Origin of the sequence: Mesorhizobium sp. M0954 (assembly GCF_040319155.1) — a bacterium.
Classification (GTDB): Bacteria; Pseudomonadota; Alphaproteobacteria; order Rhizobiales; family Rhizobiaceae; genus Mesorhizobium.
Map to the genome: position 1 here is coordinate 175,709 of NZ_JAMYNR010000009.1, position 13,777 is coordinate 189,485.

Annotated in this window: 13 protein-coding genes; 9 read left to right on the top strand and 4 right to left on the bottom strand. The window is 63.5% G+C overall.

Going from position 1 to position 13,777, the window contains the following annotated elements; all coding sequences use genetic code 11:
• Positions 1 to 10 precede the first annotated feature (10 nt).
• The 4 genes from NKH93_RS14950 to erpA all read right to left on the bottom strand — a co-directional run bounded on the left by NKH93_RS14950 (position 11) and on the right by erpA (position 1,970).
• Positions 11 to 328 (bottom strand): hypothetical protein, encoded by a 318-nt coding sequence (locus NKH93_RS14950; RefSeq protein WP_352454507.1) that lies wholly within the window; start codon positions 326 to 328, stop codon positions 11 to 13.
• A gap of 77 nt (positions 329 to 405) precedes the next feature.
• Positions 406 to 1,200 (bottom strand): exodeoxyribonuclease III, encoded by a 795-nt coding sequence (gene xth / locus NKH93_RS14955; RefSeq protein WP_023678937.1) that lies wholly within the window; start codon positions 1,198 to 1,200, stop codon positions 406 to 408.
• A 30-nt stretch (positions 1,201 to 1,230) separates the two neighbouring features.
• Positions 1,231 to 1,620: a VOC family protein gene (locus NKH93_RS14960; RefSeq protein ID WP_352970745.1), complete on the bottom strand. Its 390-nt coding sequence runs from the start codon at positions 1,618 to 1,620 to the stop codon at positions 1,231 to 1,233.
• Positions 1,621 to 1,622: 2 nt separating this feature from the next.
• Positions 1,623 to 1,970 carry an iron-sulfur cluster insertion protein ErpA gene (erpA, locus tag NKH93_RS14965; protein ID WP_254818314.1) on the bottom strand — a complete coding sequence of 116 codons (348 nt, stop codon included), beginning with the start codon at positions 1,968 to 1,970 and terminating at the stop codon, positions 1,623 to 1,625.
• Between the two features lie 73 nt (positions 1,971 to 2,043).
• Between erpA and NKH93_RS14970 the strand changes: the two genes are divergently transcribed.
• The 9 genes from NKH93_RS14970 (at position 2,044) to tatC (ending at position 13,726) form a co-directional block, all read left to right on the top strand.
• Complete coding sequence (locus NKH93_RS14970) at positions 2,044 to 3,258, top strand: deoxyguanosinetriphosphate triphosphohydrolase (RefSeq protein WP_352454504.1); 1,215 nt, start codon at positions 2,044 to 2,046, stop codon at positions 3,256 to 3,258.
• Between the two features lie 61 nt (positions 3,259 to 3,319).
• Positions 3,320 to 5,077 carry an arginine--tRNA ligase gene (gene argS / locus NKH93_RS14975; RefSeq protein ID WP_352970747.1) on the top strand — a complete coding sequence of 586 codons (1,758 nt, stop codon included), beginning with the start codon at positions 3,320 to 3,322 and terminating at the stop codon, positions 5,075 to 5,077.
• A gap of 103 nt (positions 5,078 to 5,180) precedes the next feature.
• Entirely contained in the window at positions 5,181 to 8,963 is a 3,783-nt protein-coding gene (locus tag NKH93_RS14980; protein WP_352970749.1) for an SPOR domain-containing protein, read from the top strand.
• A 116-nt stretch (positions 8,964 to 9,079) separates the two neighbouring features.
• A complete protein-coding gene (gene nagZ, locus NKH93_RS14985) occupies positions 9,080 to 10,099 on the top strand; it encodes a beta-N-acetylhexosaminidase (protein ID WP_254818318.1) in 1,020 nt (339 codons plus the stop codon).
• Between the two features lie 58 nt (positions 10,100 to 10,157).
• The gene (locus NKH93_RS14990; protein ID WP_023678931.1) at positions 10,158 to 10,958 is read left to right on the top strand and encodes a segregation and condensation protein A; all 801 of its coding nucleotides are present in this window, start codon (positions 10,158 to 10,160) and stop codon (positions 10,956 to 10,958) included.
• Entirely contained in the window at positions 10,955 to 11,734 is a 780-nt protein-coding gene (scpB, locus tag NKH93_RS14995; RefSeq protein WP_352470421.1) for an SMC-Scp complex subunit ScpB, read from the top strand. Before NKH93_RS14990 ends, scpB begins: the two co-directional genes overlap by 4 nt.
• A gap of 178 nt (positions 11,735 to 11,912) precedes the next feature.
• Complete coding sequence (locus NKH93_RS15000) at positions 11,913 to 12,134, top strand: twin-arginine translocase TatA/TatE family subunit (RefSeq protein ID WP_023678929.1); 222 nt, start codon at positions 11,913 to 11,915, stop codon at positions 12,132 to 12,134.
• Between the two features lie 45 nt (positions 12,135 to 12,179).
• Entirely contained in the window at positions 12,180 to 12,866 is a 687-nt protein-coding gene (gene tatB, locus NKH93_RS15005; RefSeq protein ID WP_352970751.1) for a Sec-independent protein translocase protein TatB, read from the top strand.
• Complete coding sequence (gene tatC, locus NKH93_RS15010; RefSeq protein ID WP_352539741.1) at positions 12,863 to 13,726, top strand: twin-arginine translocase subunit TatC; 864 nt, start codon at positions 12,863 to 12,865, stop codon at positions 13,724 to 13,726. The genes tatB and tatC overlap by 4 nt, the downstream gene beginning before the upstream one ends.
• Positions 13,727 to 13,777 lie beyond the last annotated feature (51 nt).

Genomic DNA, 13,777 nt, shown 5'->3' on the forward strand with positions numbered 1-13,777 from the left:
CGTTTTGAAATCAATTCTCGGTCGGTTCCGCCGGCATGCCGCTGGGCGCCGGTGTTGAGATCGGCGTGCCCTGCAGATGTGGGGCCAGCGTGTTCTCCGGGCAGCCATCCCGCTGCTTTGTCCAGGACGTGTTGTTGAGCACCATCTCGCAACGGGCGAGGTAGCTTTGGCCGGCAAGCGTCAGGCAGGCGACCCGGCCGATCTGGAATGATTTGCCGTTAGCCAGGCACTCTGCATCGGCAAAAGCCGGCGTCGCCACCGCCATCGCAAGCGCGCAGCCGATCGGGCAGAGTGCAAATCGAGTAGTCATGGGAACCCCAGCCACCATGATGATTTCTCATCAAGCGCGCGATTTGTGGCGATAAGAGGTCAACTTATCAATGTGCCGCCGGACAGCAGCTCCGGTCAGGCCGGCTGCAGCGCCAGATCGATCGCCACCGGCACGTGGTCGGAGGGTTTTTCCCAGGCGCGCACCTGTTTTTCGATCGAAGCCGAGGAAAACCAGTTGGCGGCTTCGGGCGACAGAAGCAGGTGGTCGATGCGGATGCCGTTGTTCTTCTGCCAGGCGCCGGCCTGATAGTCCCAGAACGTAAAAATGTCCGGGGCGTCGGTGACGGCACGCACGGCTTCGGTGAAGCCGAGATTCTTCAGCCGCCGGAACGCCTGCCGCGTCGCGGGCTGGAACAGCGCGTCGCTTAGCCAGTTTTCCGGATATTTCGCGTCGATCGGCTCGGGAATGACATTGTAGTCGCCGGCCAGAACCAGCGGCTCTTCCAGTGCAAGCCGCTCCTCGGCCCAGCGCTCAAGTCGCGCCATCCAGGAAAGCTTGTAGGAGAACTTCTTCTCGTCGTCGATCGGGTTGCCGTTCGGCAGATAGATCGAGGCAACGCGCAAGGCGCCCTTGTCGGTCGAGAACACGCCCTCGATAAAACGCGCCTGTTCGTCGGCATCGTCGCCCGGCAAGCCGCGATTGACCTCGTCGAAACGCAGCTTCGACAGGATGGCGACGCCGTTGAAGCCTTTTTGGCCGTAAGTCTCGACATTGTAGCCGAGCGCCTCGATCTCGGCGCGGGGAAACTGCTCGTCGACCGTCTTGATCTCCTGCAGGCAGGCGATGTCGGGCGCGCTTTCCGTCAGCCAATGGGTCAAATTGCCGATGCGGGCGCGAACGCCGTTGATGTTCCAGGTGACGATTTTCATGGCGGCCTCGATAGGCTGGTGATCCGGAGACTAGCTATCCGGTGGATGACGTTCGACAAGGCCGATCGTATTGCCTGCCGGGTCCTTTAGGAAGGCCATCCATTCGCTTTCCCCCGCCTGGCCGAACAGGCCTTCGGTGTCGCGATGGACGAGCGCCGGCGGCGCGGTGAAGGGAACACCGGCGGCCCTTGCCGAAGCGTGGAACTCGTCGAGGCCCGATATGTCGAGATAGATGGTGCCGGCGGGCAGGCCGTCGGTGAAAAGCAGGCGCACGTCACCGGCCATGATAAAGGCGATGCCCGGCGGATCGAAACGCGCATGCAGGTTCATGCCGAGCACTTCGCGCCAGAACGCCAGCGTCGCATCGAGGTCGCGCCCGGCGGAAAGCGCGACCTGACGGACCGCGCCGATGTCGGGCATTTCTAGATCGAGAAGCTGGTGCCGCAGCCGCAGGAGGCGACCGCATTGGGGTTTCTGATCTGGAACGACTGGCCCATCAGATCGTCAACGAAATCGATCACCGAGCCGCCCATATAGACCAGCGACAGGTCGTCGATCAGCACGGTGGCGCCGTCCTTTTCGATGGCGACGTCGTCGTCATTGCGCCTGTCGACCAGGTCGAACTTGTAGGAGAAGCCGGAACAGCCGCCGCCCTCGACCGAAACGCGCAGCGCCGTCTTACCGGCTTCGCTCGCCACAATCTTGGCGATTCGCCTGGCGGCGGCGTCGGTCATCTCGACTTTCATGGCGGTCTTGGCATCAGCGCCCATGGGCGTCACCTTGCTTTCGGTTTCGTATGATAGGTATGAAGCGCGACGGGGCAAGTCAACTGCGGCATACGCTATGACCAACGAGTTGGGCGACATCGGATTCGGCTATCGGCCGCGCGCGGCCTATGCCAGCGACCCGGCGAAGTCGCGCGGGCGGCTGTTCGACGAGGTGGAAAGCCCGACGCGTACGCCGTTCCAGCGCGACCGCGACCGCATCATCCATTCGACGGCGTTCCGCCGGCTCAAGCACAAGACGCAAGTGTTCGTCGCGCACGAAGGCGACCATTACCGCACGAGGCTGACGCATTCGATCGAGGTAGCGCAAATCGCACGCGCTCTGGCGCGGGCGCTGCGCGGCGACGAGGACCTGGCCGAGGCGGTCGCCCTGGTGCACGACTTCGGCCACACGCCCTTCGGCCATACCGGCGAGGACGCGCTGAACGAGAAGATGGCCGCCTGGGGCGGCTTCGACCACAATGCGCAGTCGCTGCGTGTGGTGACGCGGCTGGAGCGGCGCTATGCCGAGTTCGATGGACTGAACCTCACCTGGGAAACGCTGGAGGGGCTGGTCAAGCACAATGGCCCGCTGACCGATGCCAAGGGGAAAGGGCTGAAGGGGCCGGTGCCGCAGGCTATCCGCGACTATTCCGAACTGCACGACCTCGAGCTCGACCGCTTCGCTGGTATCGAGGCGCAGTGCGCGGCGATTGCCGACGACATCGCCTACAACACCCACGACATCGATGACGGCTTGAGGGCAGGGCTGTTGACGCTGGATATGCTGGAGGGCGTCTCGCTGCCGGGGTCGATCCTCAAGGGCGTGCGTCAGCGCTATCCGGCGCTCGATGACGTACGCACCGGCCACGAGCTGATGCGCCGGCAGATCACTATCATGGTCGAGGACGTGATCGTCTCGACGACAGCCAATCTGGCGCGCATCAAGCCCGGCAGCGCCGAAGCGGTAAGGGCGGCCGGCGAGCCGATGGTGAGCTTCTCCGCCGAGACGGCCGTATTGGAAAAGGAGCTGAAGGCCTTTCTCTACAAGCACCTCTACCGGCATGCGGAGGTCATGCGGGTGCGCGCCGATGCCGACCAGATCGTCAGGGACCTGTTCGACGTCTATTTCGCCGATCCGCGCGCTATGCCGGATGGCTGGCGCGAAGGGCTCGACCGGGCAGAGGACCGCGTCAAGGCGCGCAGTGTTGCCGATTTCCTGGCCGGCATGACGGACACTTATGCACTCAAGGAACACAGGCGTTTGTTTGACCATACGCCGGATTTGAGCTAGGGCGGGCGCGATTTTGCCGGCCAACGAGCCGGATCCCTGCAAAACCGTCAGAGCCACAGCAATGAACATCTTCGCCGATTTCAACGCGCGAATCATAAAGGCCGTCGAAGCGCTTGATTTGAAAGACAAGGATGGCGTCTCGCCGGACCTGTCGCGCATCGCCGTCGAGCCGCCGCGCGATGCCAGCCATGGCGATCTCGCGACCAACGCAGCCATGGTGTTGGCCAAGCCGACCGGCCAGAACCCGCGTGCGCTGGCCGAAAGGCTGGCCGAGGCGCTGCGCGCCGACGAGGATATCGCGGCCGCCGAGATCGCCGGCCCGGGCTTCGTCAATCTCAGGCTCAAGGACGGCTTCTGGCAGGCGCATCTGACGGCGCTGCTCGGCGAAGGCCGCAACTATGGCCGCTCGATTATCGGCGGCGGCAAGAAAACCAATGTCGAATATGTCTCGGCCAACCCGACCGGCCCGATGCATGTCGGCCATTGCCGGGGTGCCGTAGTCGGCGACGCGCTGGCCAATCTGATGGCCTTCGCCGGTTACGACGTGACCAAGGAATACGTCATCAACGATGCCGGTTCGCAGATCGACGTGCTCGGACGCTCAGTCATGCTGCGCTACCGCGAAGCGCTCGGCGATGAGATCGGCGACATTCCGGCCGGGCTTTATCCAGGCGACTATCTGATCCCCGTTGGTCAGGCGCTGGCCAGCGAATTCGGCCGCTCCCTGCTGCAGATGCCGGACGAAGAGGCGCTTGCCATCGTCAAGGACAGGACGATCGATGCGATGATGGCGATGATCCGTGAGGATCTGGCGCTGCTCAACGTGCATCACGACGTCTTTTTCTCAGAGCGCACATTGCATGCCAACAATGCCAAGAAGATTCGCTCCGCGATCAGCGACCTGACGCTGAAGGGCCACATCTACAAGGGCAAGCTGCCGCCGCCCAAGGGCGAGAAGCCGGACGACTGGGAGGATCGCGAGCAGACGCTGTTCCGTTCGACCGCGGTCGGCGACGACATGGACCGGGCGCTGGTCAAGTCGGACGGCACCTTCACCTATTTCGCCGCCGATGTCGCCTACCTCAAGGACAAGGTCGATCGCGGCTTCGTCGACCTGATCTATGTGCTTGGCGCCGATCATGGCGGCTACGTGAAGCGGCTGGAAGCGCTTGCCCGGGCGATTGCCGGCGATGAGGTCAAGCTTACCGTGCTGCTTTGCCAGTTGGTGAGGCTGTTTCGTGCCGGCGAGCCGGTACGTATGTCGAAGCGGTCGGGCGAGTTCGTGACCTTGCGCGAAGTGGTGGAGGAGGTCGGCCGCGACCCGATCCGCTTCATGATGCTCTACCGCAAGAACGACGCGCCGCTCGACTTCGACTTCGCCAAGGTGACCGAGCAGTCGAAGGACAATCCGGTGTTCTACGTGCAGTACGCCTCGGCGCGCTGCCATTCGGTGTTCCGGCAGGCGAGCGAGCAATTGGGCGAGGCCATGTTCGACCGCAACCAGCTGGCCGCCGAAGTGGCTTTGCTGACCGACGAGGGCGAGATCGGCCTGATCAGGAAGCTCGCCGAATATCCTCGGCTGATCGAAGCCGCGGCGCTCGCGCTCGAGCCCCACCGGCTGGCATTTTACCTTTACGAACTCGCTTCCAGCTTCCACGGACACTGGAACCGGGGCACCGATAATCCCGACTTACGTTTTGTTAAGGTTAACGACCGACAATTGACGCATGCCAGACTAGGGCTGGTGCAGGCTGTTTCGGACGTTTTGACGTCCGGCCTGACGCTGATCGGAGCCAATGCGCCCACCGAAATGCGTTAGGTTTGAGTAAAAAACCTGTCACCTTTTGCCCACATTGCGCTGGTAAGGGCCAACCCTACGCGACGTCCATGGCGTCCGAATGAGTGCGAGTTCGGGAACAATAATGGCAGACAGAACCCAGCTGAGAGCAGCCGACCACAACGACATCGCCAACGATGATCCGTTCGCGGAACTGACCAGGATCATGGGGTTCGACCCGCGCCAGCCGGTCAAACCGCAAACGCCGGCACAGCCGAAAACCGCTGCCGCCGAACCGTCGGTGGACGAGGGCGATTTCGAGATCGATCTCGAGAAGGAGTTGATGGGCGAATTCGGCGCCGACGCCAATGACAATGCTTCCCCTGCCAAGCTTCGCGAGCCGACACCCGAACCGGCCGCCGCCGACGAAATGGAGGACGCGCTTGCTGCCTCGTTCGAACAGGATTTCGCGTTCGACGACAGTGCGGCGGATGATGCTGCTCCTGTTGCAGCCACTTCTGTTGCCGCCGACGAAATTGCCTCCGCCCCCGAAAGGGCGTTCGCTCCCGCCGTCGAGTCGGAGCTCGACGACGATTTCGATAACGCTGTCGCCGGCTCGCTCGAAGACGTGCCGCCGTTCGAGGACGACCTTTCGAGTGACGACGAACTTGCCGCCTCGCTCGACCAGGATTTTCGGCACGACGACGATGTGACGGCCAAGATCGCGGTGACCGGTGAGGATGAACCCAGGGCCGCAGCCGAGGCGATCGAGCCGGTCGACGAGCCCGCCTTCGACGATGAGTTCGACAATGCCGTGGCAAGTTCGCTCGAAGACGAGATGATGCTCGAAGAGCATGAGCCGATGGAGCAGACCGTCGCCGTTGAAACCGCCGCGCAAGCGGCCGCGCCTGCGTTCGACAACGAGTACGACGATGCCGTTGCAAGCTCGCTAGAAGACGAGCTGATGTTCGACAAGCATGAGCCGATGGAGCAGACCGTCGCCGTTGAAACCGCCGCGCAAGCGGCCGCGCCTGCGTTCGATGACGAGTTCGACGATGCCGTGGCAAGTTCGCTCGAAGACGAGCTGATGTTCGACGAGCATGAGCCGGCGGAAAACGTCGCCGCCCCGGCATCGCCGGTTGAGGCGGTTTCGGCCGATGAGGATCTTGCCGGCCATTTCGATGATGCCATGGCCGATGTCGACATGGACTTCGACGTTCGCTCGGACGGGCCTGCCGAAATCGAAGAACCAGAGTTTATCGAAGAGCAGTCGATCGAAGAGCCAGATGCCGCCCGGCTTTCCGGCACGGCCGCTGAAGCGGCGTTCGACGACGATTTCGATCTGAGCTTCGACGATGCGCCTGCCGAGGAAGCCGAAGAGCCCCTGGCGCAGGTTGCGGCCGAACCAGTGGCGCCGGCCGCTGTCGTCCCGACGGCCCCAGTGGCTGAGGAACGCAGCCTGGAGGACGAACTGAACGCGCTGCTCGGTGCGATGAGCACACGGCCGGCACAAGCGGTCAACGAACCTCAGACAAGCCCGCAGCCTGCCCAGAAGCCCGTGATGGCTGTTCAGCAGCCTATCGCGCCGGTAGTTCAGAAGCCAGCAGTGGCCGCTGAACAGCCAATGGCGGCGGTCAAAGACGTCGCCAACGAACCGGTGCATGCTGTCGACGAGCTGGATTGGGAACTCGACGAGCACGAGCCCGCTGAGCCGCAGCAGTCCAGTGCCGCCGATGACGCCGATCTTGGCAGTGTCCTCCTCGATGAGCTTGAAGGCGAGGATTTCGGTGTTGAAGCCGCTGCCGGACCCGCGGATGATCTCGACAGCGATGCGCTCGATGCCGACTTCGCCAGGAACATCGGCCTGGATCATGACTCGGCCGACAAGAGTGCGGCAGCTGCTGCCGAAGAAGACCCGCTCGATGCGCTGAACTGGCTGACGACACGCGCCACGCCGCCCGAGCCGGCCCGCTCGTGGAGCCGCGTGACGCCGGTCGCACAGCCTCAGCCCGCTTTTGCAAGCCAGCCGGTAGCTTCGGCGCGTCCGGCACCACCGCCGCAGCCGGCTGCAACGCCGTCCTACCGGGCCGCACCGGTCGAAGAGAGGCCGTCCTATGAAGGCCAGGCATCCCGTGAAGATAGGTCATCCTATGAAGATCGGCCCGCCTACATGGAAGCTGCACCAAGCTCGCATCAACAGCCTTCCGCCTATGACGAGATGCCCGATGTCGAGACGGTCGACGTGCCCGAGCGCGTCGTGGCGCTGGCGGACGATCTCGACATTCCGGAGCTCAACTTCGACGATGACGAGCCGGTGGCGCCCGCCTACGACGATCTCGATGCCGATTTTGCCAGCCTTCTCACCGAAATGAATGCCACGGATATAGCGCCTGCCCCGGTGCGCAGCGCTGGCTATGACGATGAATACGATGCCGGCTTCGTGTCTGGCTATAAGCAGGATCGTAGCGAGACGCGCGCCTATGGCGCCAAGCCTGCGGAAGCCCCCGTCAGCGCGGCGGCCGCTTCCTATGCGGATGCAGCGGACGGTTTCGATCTGGGCCCATTGCCCGGCGGCCAGCCGGTTTCGCAGGCCGACGATTTCACCTTCGATGAGCTCGACTACGATCCCGAACTGGACGAGGAGATGTCGGTTCCGGGCCTCGCTGAACGCGAGGCCGAAAGGCAGCCGCGCAGGCGCGGGCTGCTGATAGGAGCGGTGGTCGGCGCCGTGGCGATCGCCGGAGGCCTTGGGGCCTTTGCGTTGACCCTCGGCGGCAAGAGTGGCGGCGATGCGCCGGTCATCGTCAAGGCCGACAACAGGCCGATCAAGATCAAGCCGGAAAATCCAGGCGGCACCGTCGTGCCGAACCAGGACAACAAGGTTTATGACGCTGTGGTCAAGGGTGCCAAGCCCGCCGAGCCGGTTCAGCAGAAGCTGGTCACCAACACCGAAGAGCCTGTGGACCTGAAGGCCGACGAACCGGAGAGCCGCGTCGTCGATCTTTCGCCCAATGACCCCGATGCCGCAGACGATATCGACGCGCCCGGCACCGCGGCGTCCGACACCGACGGGTCTGGCACCAATGCGCCCGGCACTAACGCGTCTGACTCCAGCGCGCTTGGCGCCAATGCGGCTGGCGCTACCGAAACCGCCGCCGCACCGGCGCCCAAGTCCGAGGATCGCATCGCGCAGGTTCTGCAGGAGGCCGAGAAGGGTGCAACCCCCGAGATCGTCGCCGTTGCGCCGCGCAAGGTACGGACCATGGTCGTGAAACCTGACGGTTCGCTGGTGGCGCGCGAGGATCCGGCGCCTGCCGCCCCGCAGATGGCTGCTGCCGAGCCGGCCGATCCGGCGCCGCAGCACGTCGCTCCGTCGGCCCAGGCCGACGCCGCCGCGCAGACCGGCACCGTACCCCTGATCGACCAAATCACAAGTGATCCGAAGATTGGCGACCAGCCGAGTGGCGACCAGGCGAGCGGCGATCAGGCCGAAACCTCCAAGCTGCAGCCGGCGCCCAAGCCCGACACAAAGGCTGAAGCTAAGCCGTCAGCCAGCAAGCAGTCCGCCAGCACCCCGGCCACGGTTCCGGTGGCGCCGCAGCGTCCGTCCGACCAACCGGTCGATGTGGTTGGCGAGGTCAAGCCCGATCAGGTTGCTTCCATCGATCCGGCCGCGGCCGGGGCTGGTTCGTGGTCGATACAGATCGCTTCGCAGCCGACAGTCGAAAGCGCCCAGGCGACTTACCAGGATCTGCAGCGCCGCTACGGCAGCGTGCTTTCCGGCCGCACCGCCAACATCGTCAAGGCCGAGATCGCCGGCAAGGGCACCTTCTACCGCGTCCGCGTTCCGGCGCAGTCTCGCAACGAGGCGATCAAACTGTGCACCAGCTACAAGGCTGCCGGCGGCAATTGCTTCGTGTCCCACTAGGCACCAAAACCTCTCGAAAAGTCGGCGTCCGCGCCGGCTTTTTTGCGTGAACGGAAACCTCTGAAGGCAATTGCGGGCGATTCCCTTTGTCGGCGCGAAGCTCTAAACTGTTCCGCATGACCGAATCAAAATCCATGATCCTCGGCTGCGCCGGGAAATCACTGACCCGCGACGAGATCCGTTTCTATCGCAACGAATGCCCGTGGGGCTTCATCCTGTTTGCGCGCAATATCGGCGAGACCGAGCAGATCCGCGATCTGGTGGCCGCCATGCGCGACTGCGTCGGGCGTGCGGATGCGCCGGTGTTCATCGACCAGGAGGGCGGCCGGGTGCAGCGCCTACGGCCGCCGCTGGCGCCGAACTATCCGGCTGCCGGTGCACTCGGCGCCTTGTGGCGCGACGACCATGACGCCGGCACCCGTGCCGCATGGCTGATGGCGCGGCTGCATGCCTTCGACCTGCTGCGCTACGGCATCACGGCGGATTGCCTGCCGGTGCTCGATGTGCCGATCGAGGGCGCCAGCGACGTCATCGGCGCGCGCGCCTATGGCAAGGAGCCGCGCGCCGTCATCGAATTGGGTCGCGCCGCGGCGGAAGGCCTGATGGCGGGCGGCGTGCTGCCGGTGATGAAGCATATTCCCGGTCATGGAAGGGCCTTCGCCGATACGCATTTCGAACTGCCGACCGTCGACGCCTCGATCGGCGACTTGCAGCGGCATGATTTTGCCCCGTTCAGGGAGCTCAACCATTTGCCGATGGCGATGACGGCGCATGTCGTCTATAGCGCGATCGACCCGAAGAACCCGGCCACGACTTCCGGCAAGGTCATCGAAAAGATCATCCGAGGCGAAATCGGCTTCGACGGCCTGTTGATGAGCGACGACACCTCGATGAAGGCACTTTCTGGGGATTTCCCGTCAAAGGCGGCCGCTATCCTTGCGGCGGGCTGCGATCTGGTCCTTCACTGCAACGGCGTGTTCGAGGAGATGGCCGGCATTGCGTCGCGCACGACCGGGCTGGAAGGCAAGTCGTTTGAGCGCGCGGAGCGGGCGCTGACCTATATCAGGAACCGCGACGTGGCGGACGAGACCGAGATTCGGGCCGAATTTGCCAGTTATTTCGACGCGGTGGCCTAGCATCAAAGGAAGCGAAGTGGCGGAAACATTGGACTTGAAGGCCGGCAAGGCCGCACCGATGGACCGCTTGTGGGCCGAGAACGACGATTCCCGGCTGACCGGCGATCCGGCGTTGGTCGTCGATGTGGCCGGCTTCGAAGGTCCTCTCGATCTTCTGCTGCATCTTGCCCGCAATCAGAAGGTCGACCTGTCGCGCATCTCGATCCTGGCGCTGGCCGAACAGTATCTGGCCTTCGTCGAGAAGGTGAGGGCGCTGAGGCTGGAGCTTGCCGCCGACTATCTGGTGATGGCGGCGTGGCTGGCGTTTCTCAAGTCGAAGCTCCTGATCCCCAAGCAGCCCGGCGACGAAGGCGAAAGCGGCGAGGAACTGGCGGCGGTGCTGCAGTTCCGGCTGAAGCGGCTGGAGGCGATGCGCGACGCGGCGGCACGGCTGGTCAACCGCAACCGGCTCGGACGCGACGTGTTTGCACGCGGCATGCCGGAGATGGTCATCGTCGAGAAGCGCAATGCCTATTCGGCCTCGCTCTACGACCTGTTGACCGCCTATGCCCAGCAGCGCCAGAAGCAGGCAATAACCAATGTGACGATCGCCAGGCGCGGCGTGTGGTCGCTCAAGGATGCGCGCGACGTGCTGACCAGGCTGATCGGGTCGCTGCGCGACTGGACGGCGCTCGACAGTTTCCTGGTCGAATATCTGGCCGGCCCGGAAGAGCGGCGCACCGCGGTTGCCAGCTCGTTTGCGGCGACGCTGGAACTGGTGCGCGAAGGCAAGATGGAAATGCGGCAGGACCAGGTGTTCGCGCCGCTTTATCTGCGCGGCCGCGCCCAGGCCATCAAGATAGTCGAGGTAACACCATGAACGAACGCGCCAACGCTTCGGTCATTCCGTTCAAGGTCGACGACGACGCCGAGCAAGGCGCGGTCGCCGAAAACCCGGCACAAAATCAGGGGCAGAATTTGTCGCGGAATCCCGGCGAGCGGCTGCATATGGCGGAGGCCGTACGGATGGCCGAGGCGATCGTATTCGCCAGCGCCGAGCCGGTCAGCGAAAAACAGCTCACTTCGCGACTGCCCGACGGCATCAACATTGCCGCGGCAATGGCCGAACTGCAGCAGATCTATGCGCGGCGCGGCGTCAATCTGGTGCGCGTCGGCGATGCCTGGGCGTTTCGCACCGCCGGCGACCTCGCCTTCCTGATGAGCCGTGACACGGTGCAGCAGCGCAAGCTGTCCCGCGCCGCCCTCGAAGTGCTGGCGATCATCGCCTACCACCAGCCGGTAACGCGCGCCGAGATCGAGGACATCCGCGGCGTCGAGACGTCAAAGGGGACGCTCGACACGCTGATGGAGACCGAATGGGTGAGGATGCGCGGCCGGCGTCGCACGCCCGGCCGTCCCGTCACTTACGGCACGACCGACATTTTCCTCGACCATTTCGCACTGGAGGAGATACGCGATCTCCCCGGCATGGAGGAATTGAAGGGTGCCGGGCTGCTGTCCGGCCGCATGCCGTCGAATTTCTCGGTGCCGCTGCCGCCGGCCGACCCCGATGCGCTTACCGACGACGAGGATCCGCTGACCGACATCGACCTCGAAGAACTCGGCCTTTTGACGCCGCGCGTCACGGAAGATTGAGCCGAGCGCCATCTTAAAGCCACAGGCAGGATGGAACTGCGCCGATTGGTAGCGGGCCACCGTGCCGAAAGTGCGTGACTTCGGCGACTCATTCATGAACTCTGTCGCAGTTCTGTTTGAATCCGAACCCGAAAGCGCATAGATCAGCGTCTGGGAAACCGTTCGAGAGAGATTTGCTATGGGTTCATTTTCGATTTGGCACTGGATGATCGTTCTGGTGATCGTGCTGCTGGTGTTCGGCCGCGGCAAGATCCCCGAGTTGATGGGCGACATGGCCAAGGGCATCAAGAGCTTCAAGAAGGGCATGGCGGACGACGAGACTGCCGAGGACAAGCGTACCGTCGAACACCGTTCCGACGAAACCGTTTCGGTACCGAAGGAAAAGGCCAGCAAAAGCTGAGCCCAAAACTTTAGTCGGCCAAAACTTGAGTCGGAACGTATAGCCATGTTCGAAGTCGGCTGGACCGAGATGCTGGTGATCGCGATCGTCATGATCGTGGTCGTCGGGCCCAAGGATTTGCCCAACATGCTGCGCACCTTCGGCCGCACGACGGCGAAGCTGCGCGCCATGGCGTCCGATTTCCAGCGGCAGTTCAACGAAGCGTTGAAGGAAGCCGAGCTCGACGACGTCAAGAAGTCGGTCGATTCGCTGAGAAGCCTCAATCCGGCAGCCGAGATCAGGAAGCAGCTCAATCCATTCGAGCAGGCCGCCGCCGACGTCCGTTCCGGCGTCGACGCAGTGATGAAACCCAAGCCGGCCGTCGATGCCGCCGCTTCGACGGAGCAGGCGGCCGAGCCGCTTAAGAACGGCGCAACGACGATGCCGGGCGTCAGCCCGCCGGAGCCGACGCCGGCCACGCCGATCTTTCCGGCGATGACGGACCAGTCCGTCGTAGCGCCGGCAGTGCAGGCGCAAACGGCTGCAGCGGCCGTGCCGAAAAAAGCACCTGCGGCAAAGAAGAAGCCAGCGCCCGCAAAAGCCGCGGCCGCCGCGCCGGCCAAGCCGGCAAAGACTGCTGCGCCAAAGGCTGCCGCAAAAGCTGAGCAAAAAGCGCAGTCGTCAGCAGCGAAGAAGCCTGCGTCAGCAGCGAAGAAGCCGGCCGCCAGGAAAACGGCGGGAGCCGCCAAGTGAGCGTTTCGGACAAGGAAAAGGACGAGATAGAAAAATCGTCGGCTCCGCTGATGGAGCACCTGATCGAGTTGCGCCGGCGGCTGATCTGGTCGATCGGCGGTTTTTTTGTTGCCTTCCTGGTCTGCTTCTTTTTCGCCAAGCGGCTGTTCAACCTTCTGGTCGTTCCGTTCAGATGGGCGACCCAATGGGCCGGGCTCGACCCGCACAAGGTCGAGCTGATCTATACGGCGCCACAGGAGTTCTTCTTTACCCAGGTCAAGCTCGCCATGTTCGGCGGTATGGTCATCGCCTTTCCGCTGATCGCCACGCAGATCTACAAATTCATCGCGCCCGGCCTCTACAAAAACGAGCGCAACGCCTTCCTGCCGTTCCTGATCGCCTCGCCGATCCTGTTCCTGATGGGCGCATCGCTGGTCTATTTCTTCTTCACGCCGATGGTGATGTGGTTCTTCCTCGCCATGCAGCAGACCGGCACCAACGACCAGGTGCAGATTTCGCTGCTGCCGAAAGTGTCCGAATATCTCAGCCTGATCATGACGCTGATCTTCTCCTTCGGCCTGGTGTTCCAGCTGCCGGTGGTGACAAGCCTGATGACGCGGGTCGGCATGCTGTCGTCCACGGCCCTGGCCGAGAAGCGCAAATGGGCGATCGTCATCGCCTTCGTCGTGGCGGCGGTGCTGACGCCGCCCGACCCGATGAGCCAGATCGGCCTCGCCATTCCGACGATCCTGCTCTACGAGGTCTCGATCTGGTCGGCCCGGCTGATCGAACGCAGCAAGGAGCGCGACCGTGTGGCCCGCGAAAAGCAGGACGCCACCGAAGAGGTGGCCGAAAAGCCGGCGGACGCGTCTTCGACATAGGTTCGGTTGAAACGGGCAGCATTTTTTGCCGGCCATAGCAACTTTGTTCTT

Excerpts from the sequence above, each read along its gene's own strand:
- NKH93_RS14990 (WP_023678931.1), top strand. The coding sequence starts at position 10,158 with ATGGACCGCTTGTGGGCCGAGAACGACGATTCCCGGCTGACCGGCGAT.
- NKH93_RS14980 (WP_352970749.1), top strand. The coding sequence starts at position 5,181 with ATGGCAGACAGAACCCAGCTGAGAGCAGCCGACCACAACGACATCGCC.
- scpB (WP_352470421.1), top strand. The coding sequence starts at position 10,955 with ATGAACGAACGCGCCAACGCTTCGGTCATTCCGTTCAAGGTCGACGAC.
- NKH93_RS14950 (WP_352454507.1), bottom strand. The coding sequence starts at position 328 with ATGGTGGCTGGGGTTCCCATGACTACTCGATTTGCACTCTGCCCGATC.
- NKH93_RS15000 (WP_023678929.1), top strand. The coding sequence starts at position 11,913 with ATGGGTTCATTTTCGATTTGGCACTGGATGATCGTTCTGGTGATCGTG.
- tatB (WP_352970751.1), top strand. The coding sequence starts at position 12,180 with ATGTTCGAAGTCGGCTGGACCGAGATGCTGGTGATCGCGATCGTCATG.
- xth (WP_023678937.1), bottom strand. The coding sequence starts at position 1,200 with ATGAAAATCGTCACCTGGAACATCAACGGCGTTCGCGCCCGCATCGGC.
- NKH93_RS14960 (WP_352970745.1), bottom strand. The coding sequence starts at position 1,620 with ATGCCCGACATCGGCGCGGTCCGTCAGGTCGCGCTTTCCGCCGGGCGC.
- nagZ (WP_254818318.1), top strand. The coding sequence starts at position 9,080 with ATGACCGAATCAAAATCCATGATCCTCGGCTGCGCCGGGAAATCACTG.
- NKH93_RS14970 (WP_352454504.1), top strand. The coding sequence starts at position 2,044 with ATGACCAACGAGTTGGGCGACATCGGATTCGGCTATCGGCCGCGCGCG.
- erpA (WP_254818314.1), bottom strand. The coding sequence starts at position 1,970 with ATGGGCGCTGATGCCAAGACCGCCATGAAAGTCGAGATGACCGACGCC.
- argS (WP_352970747.1), top strand. The coding sequence starts at position 3,320 with ATGAACATCTTCGCCGATTTCAACGCGCGAATCATAAAGGCCGTCGAA.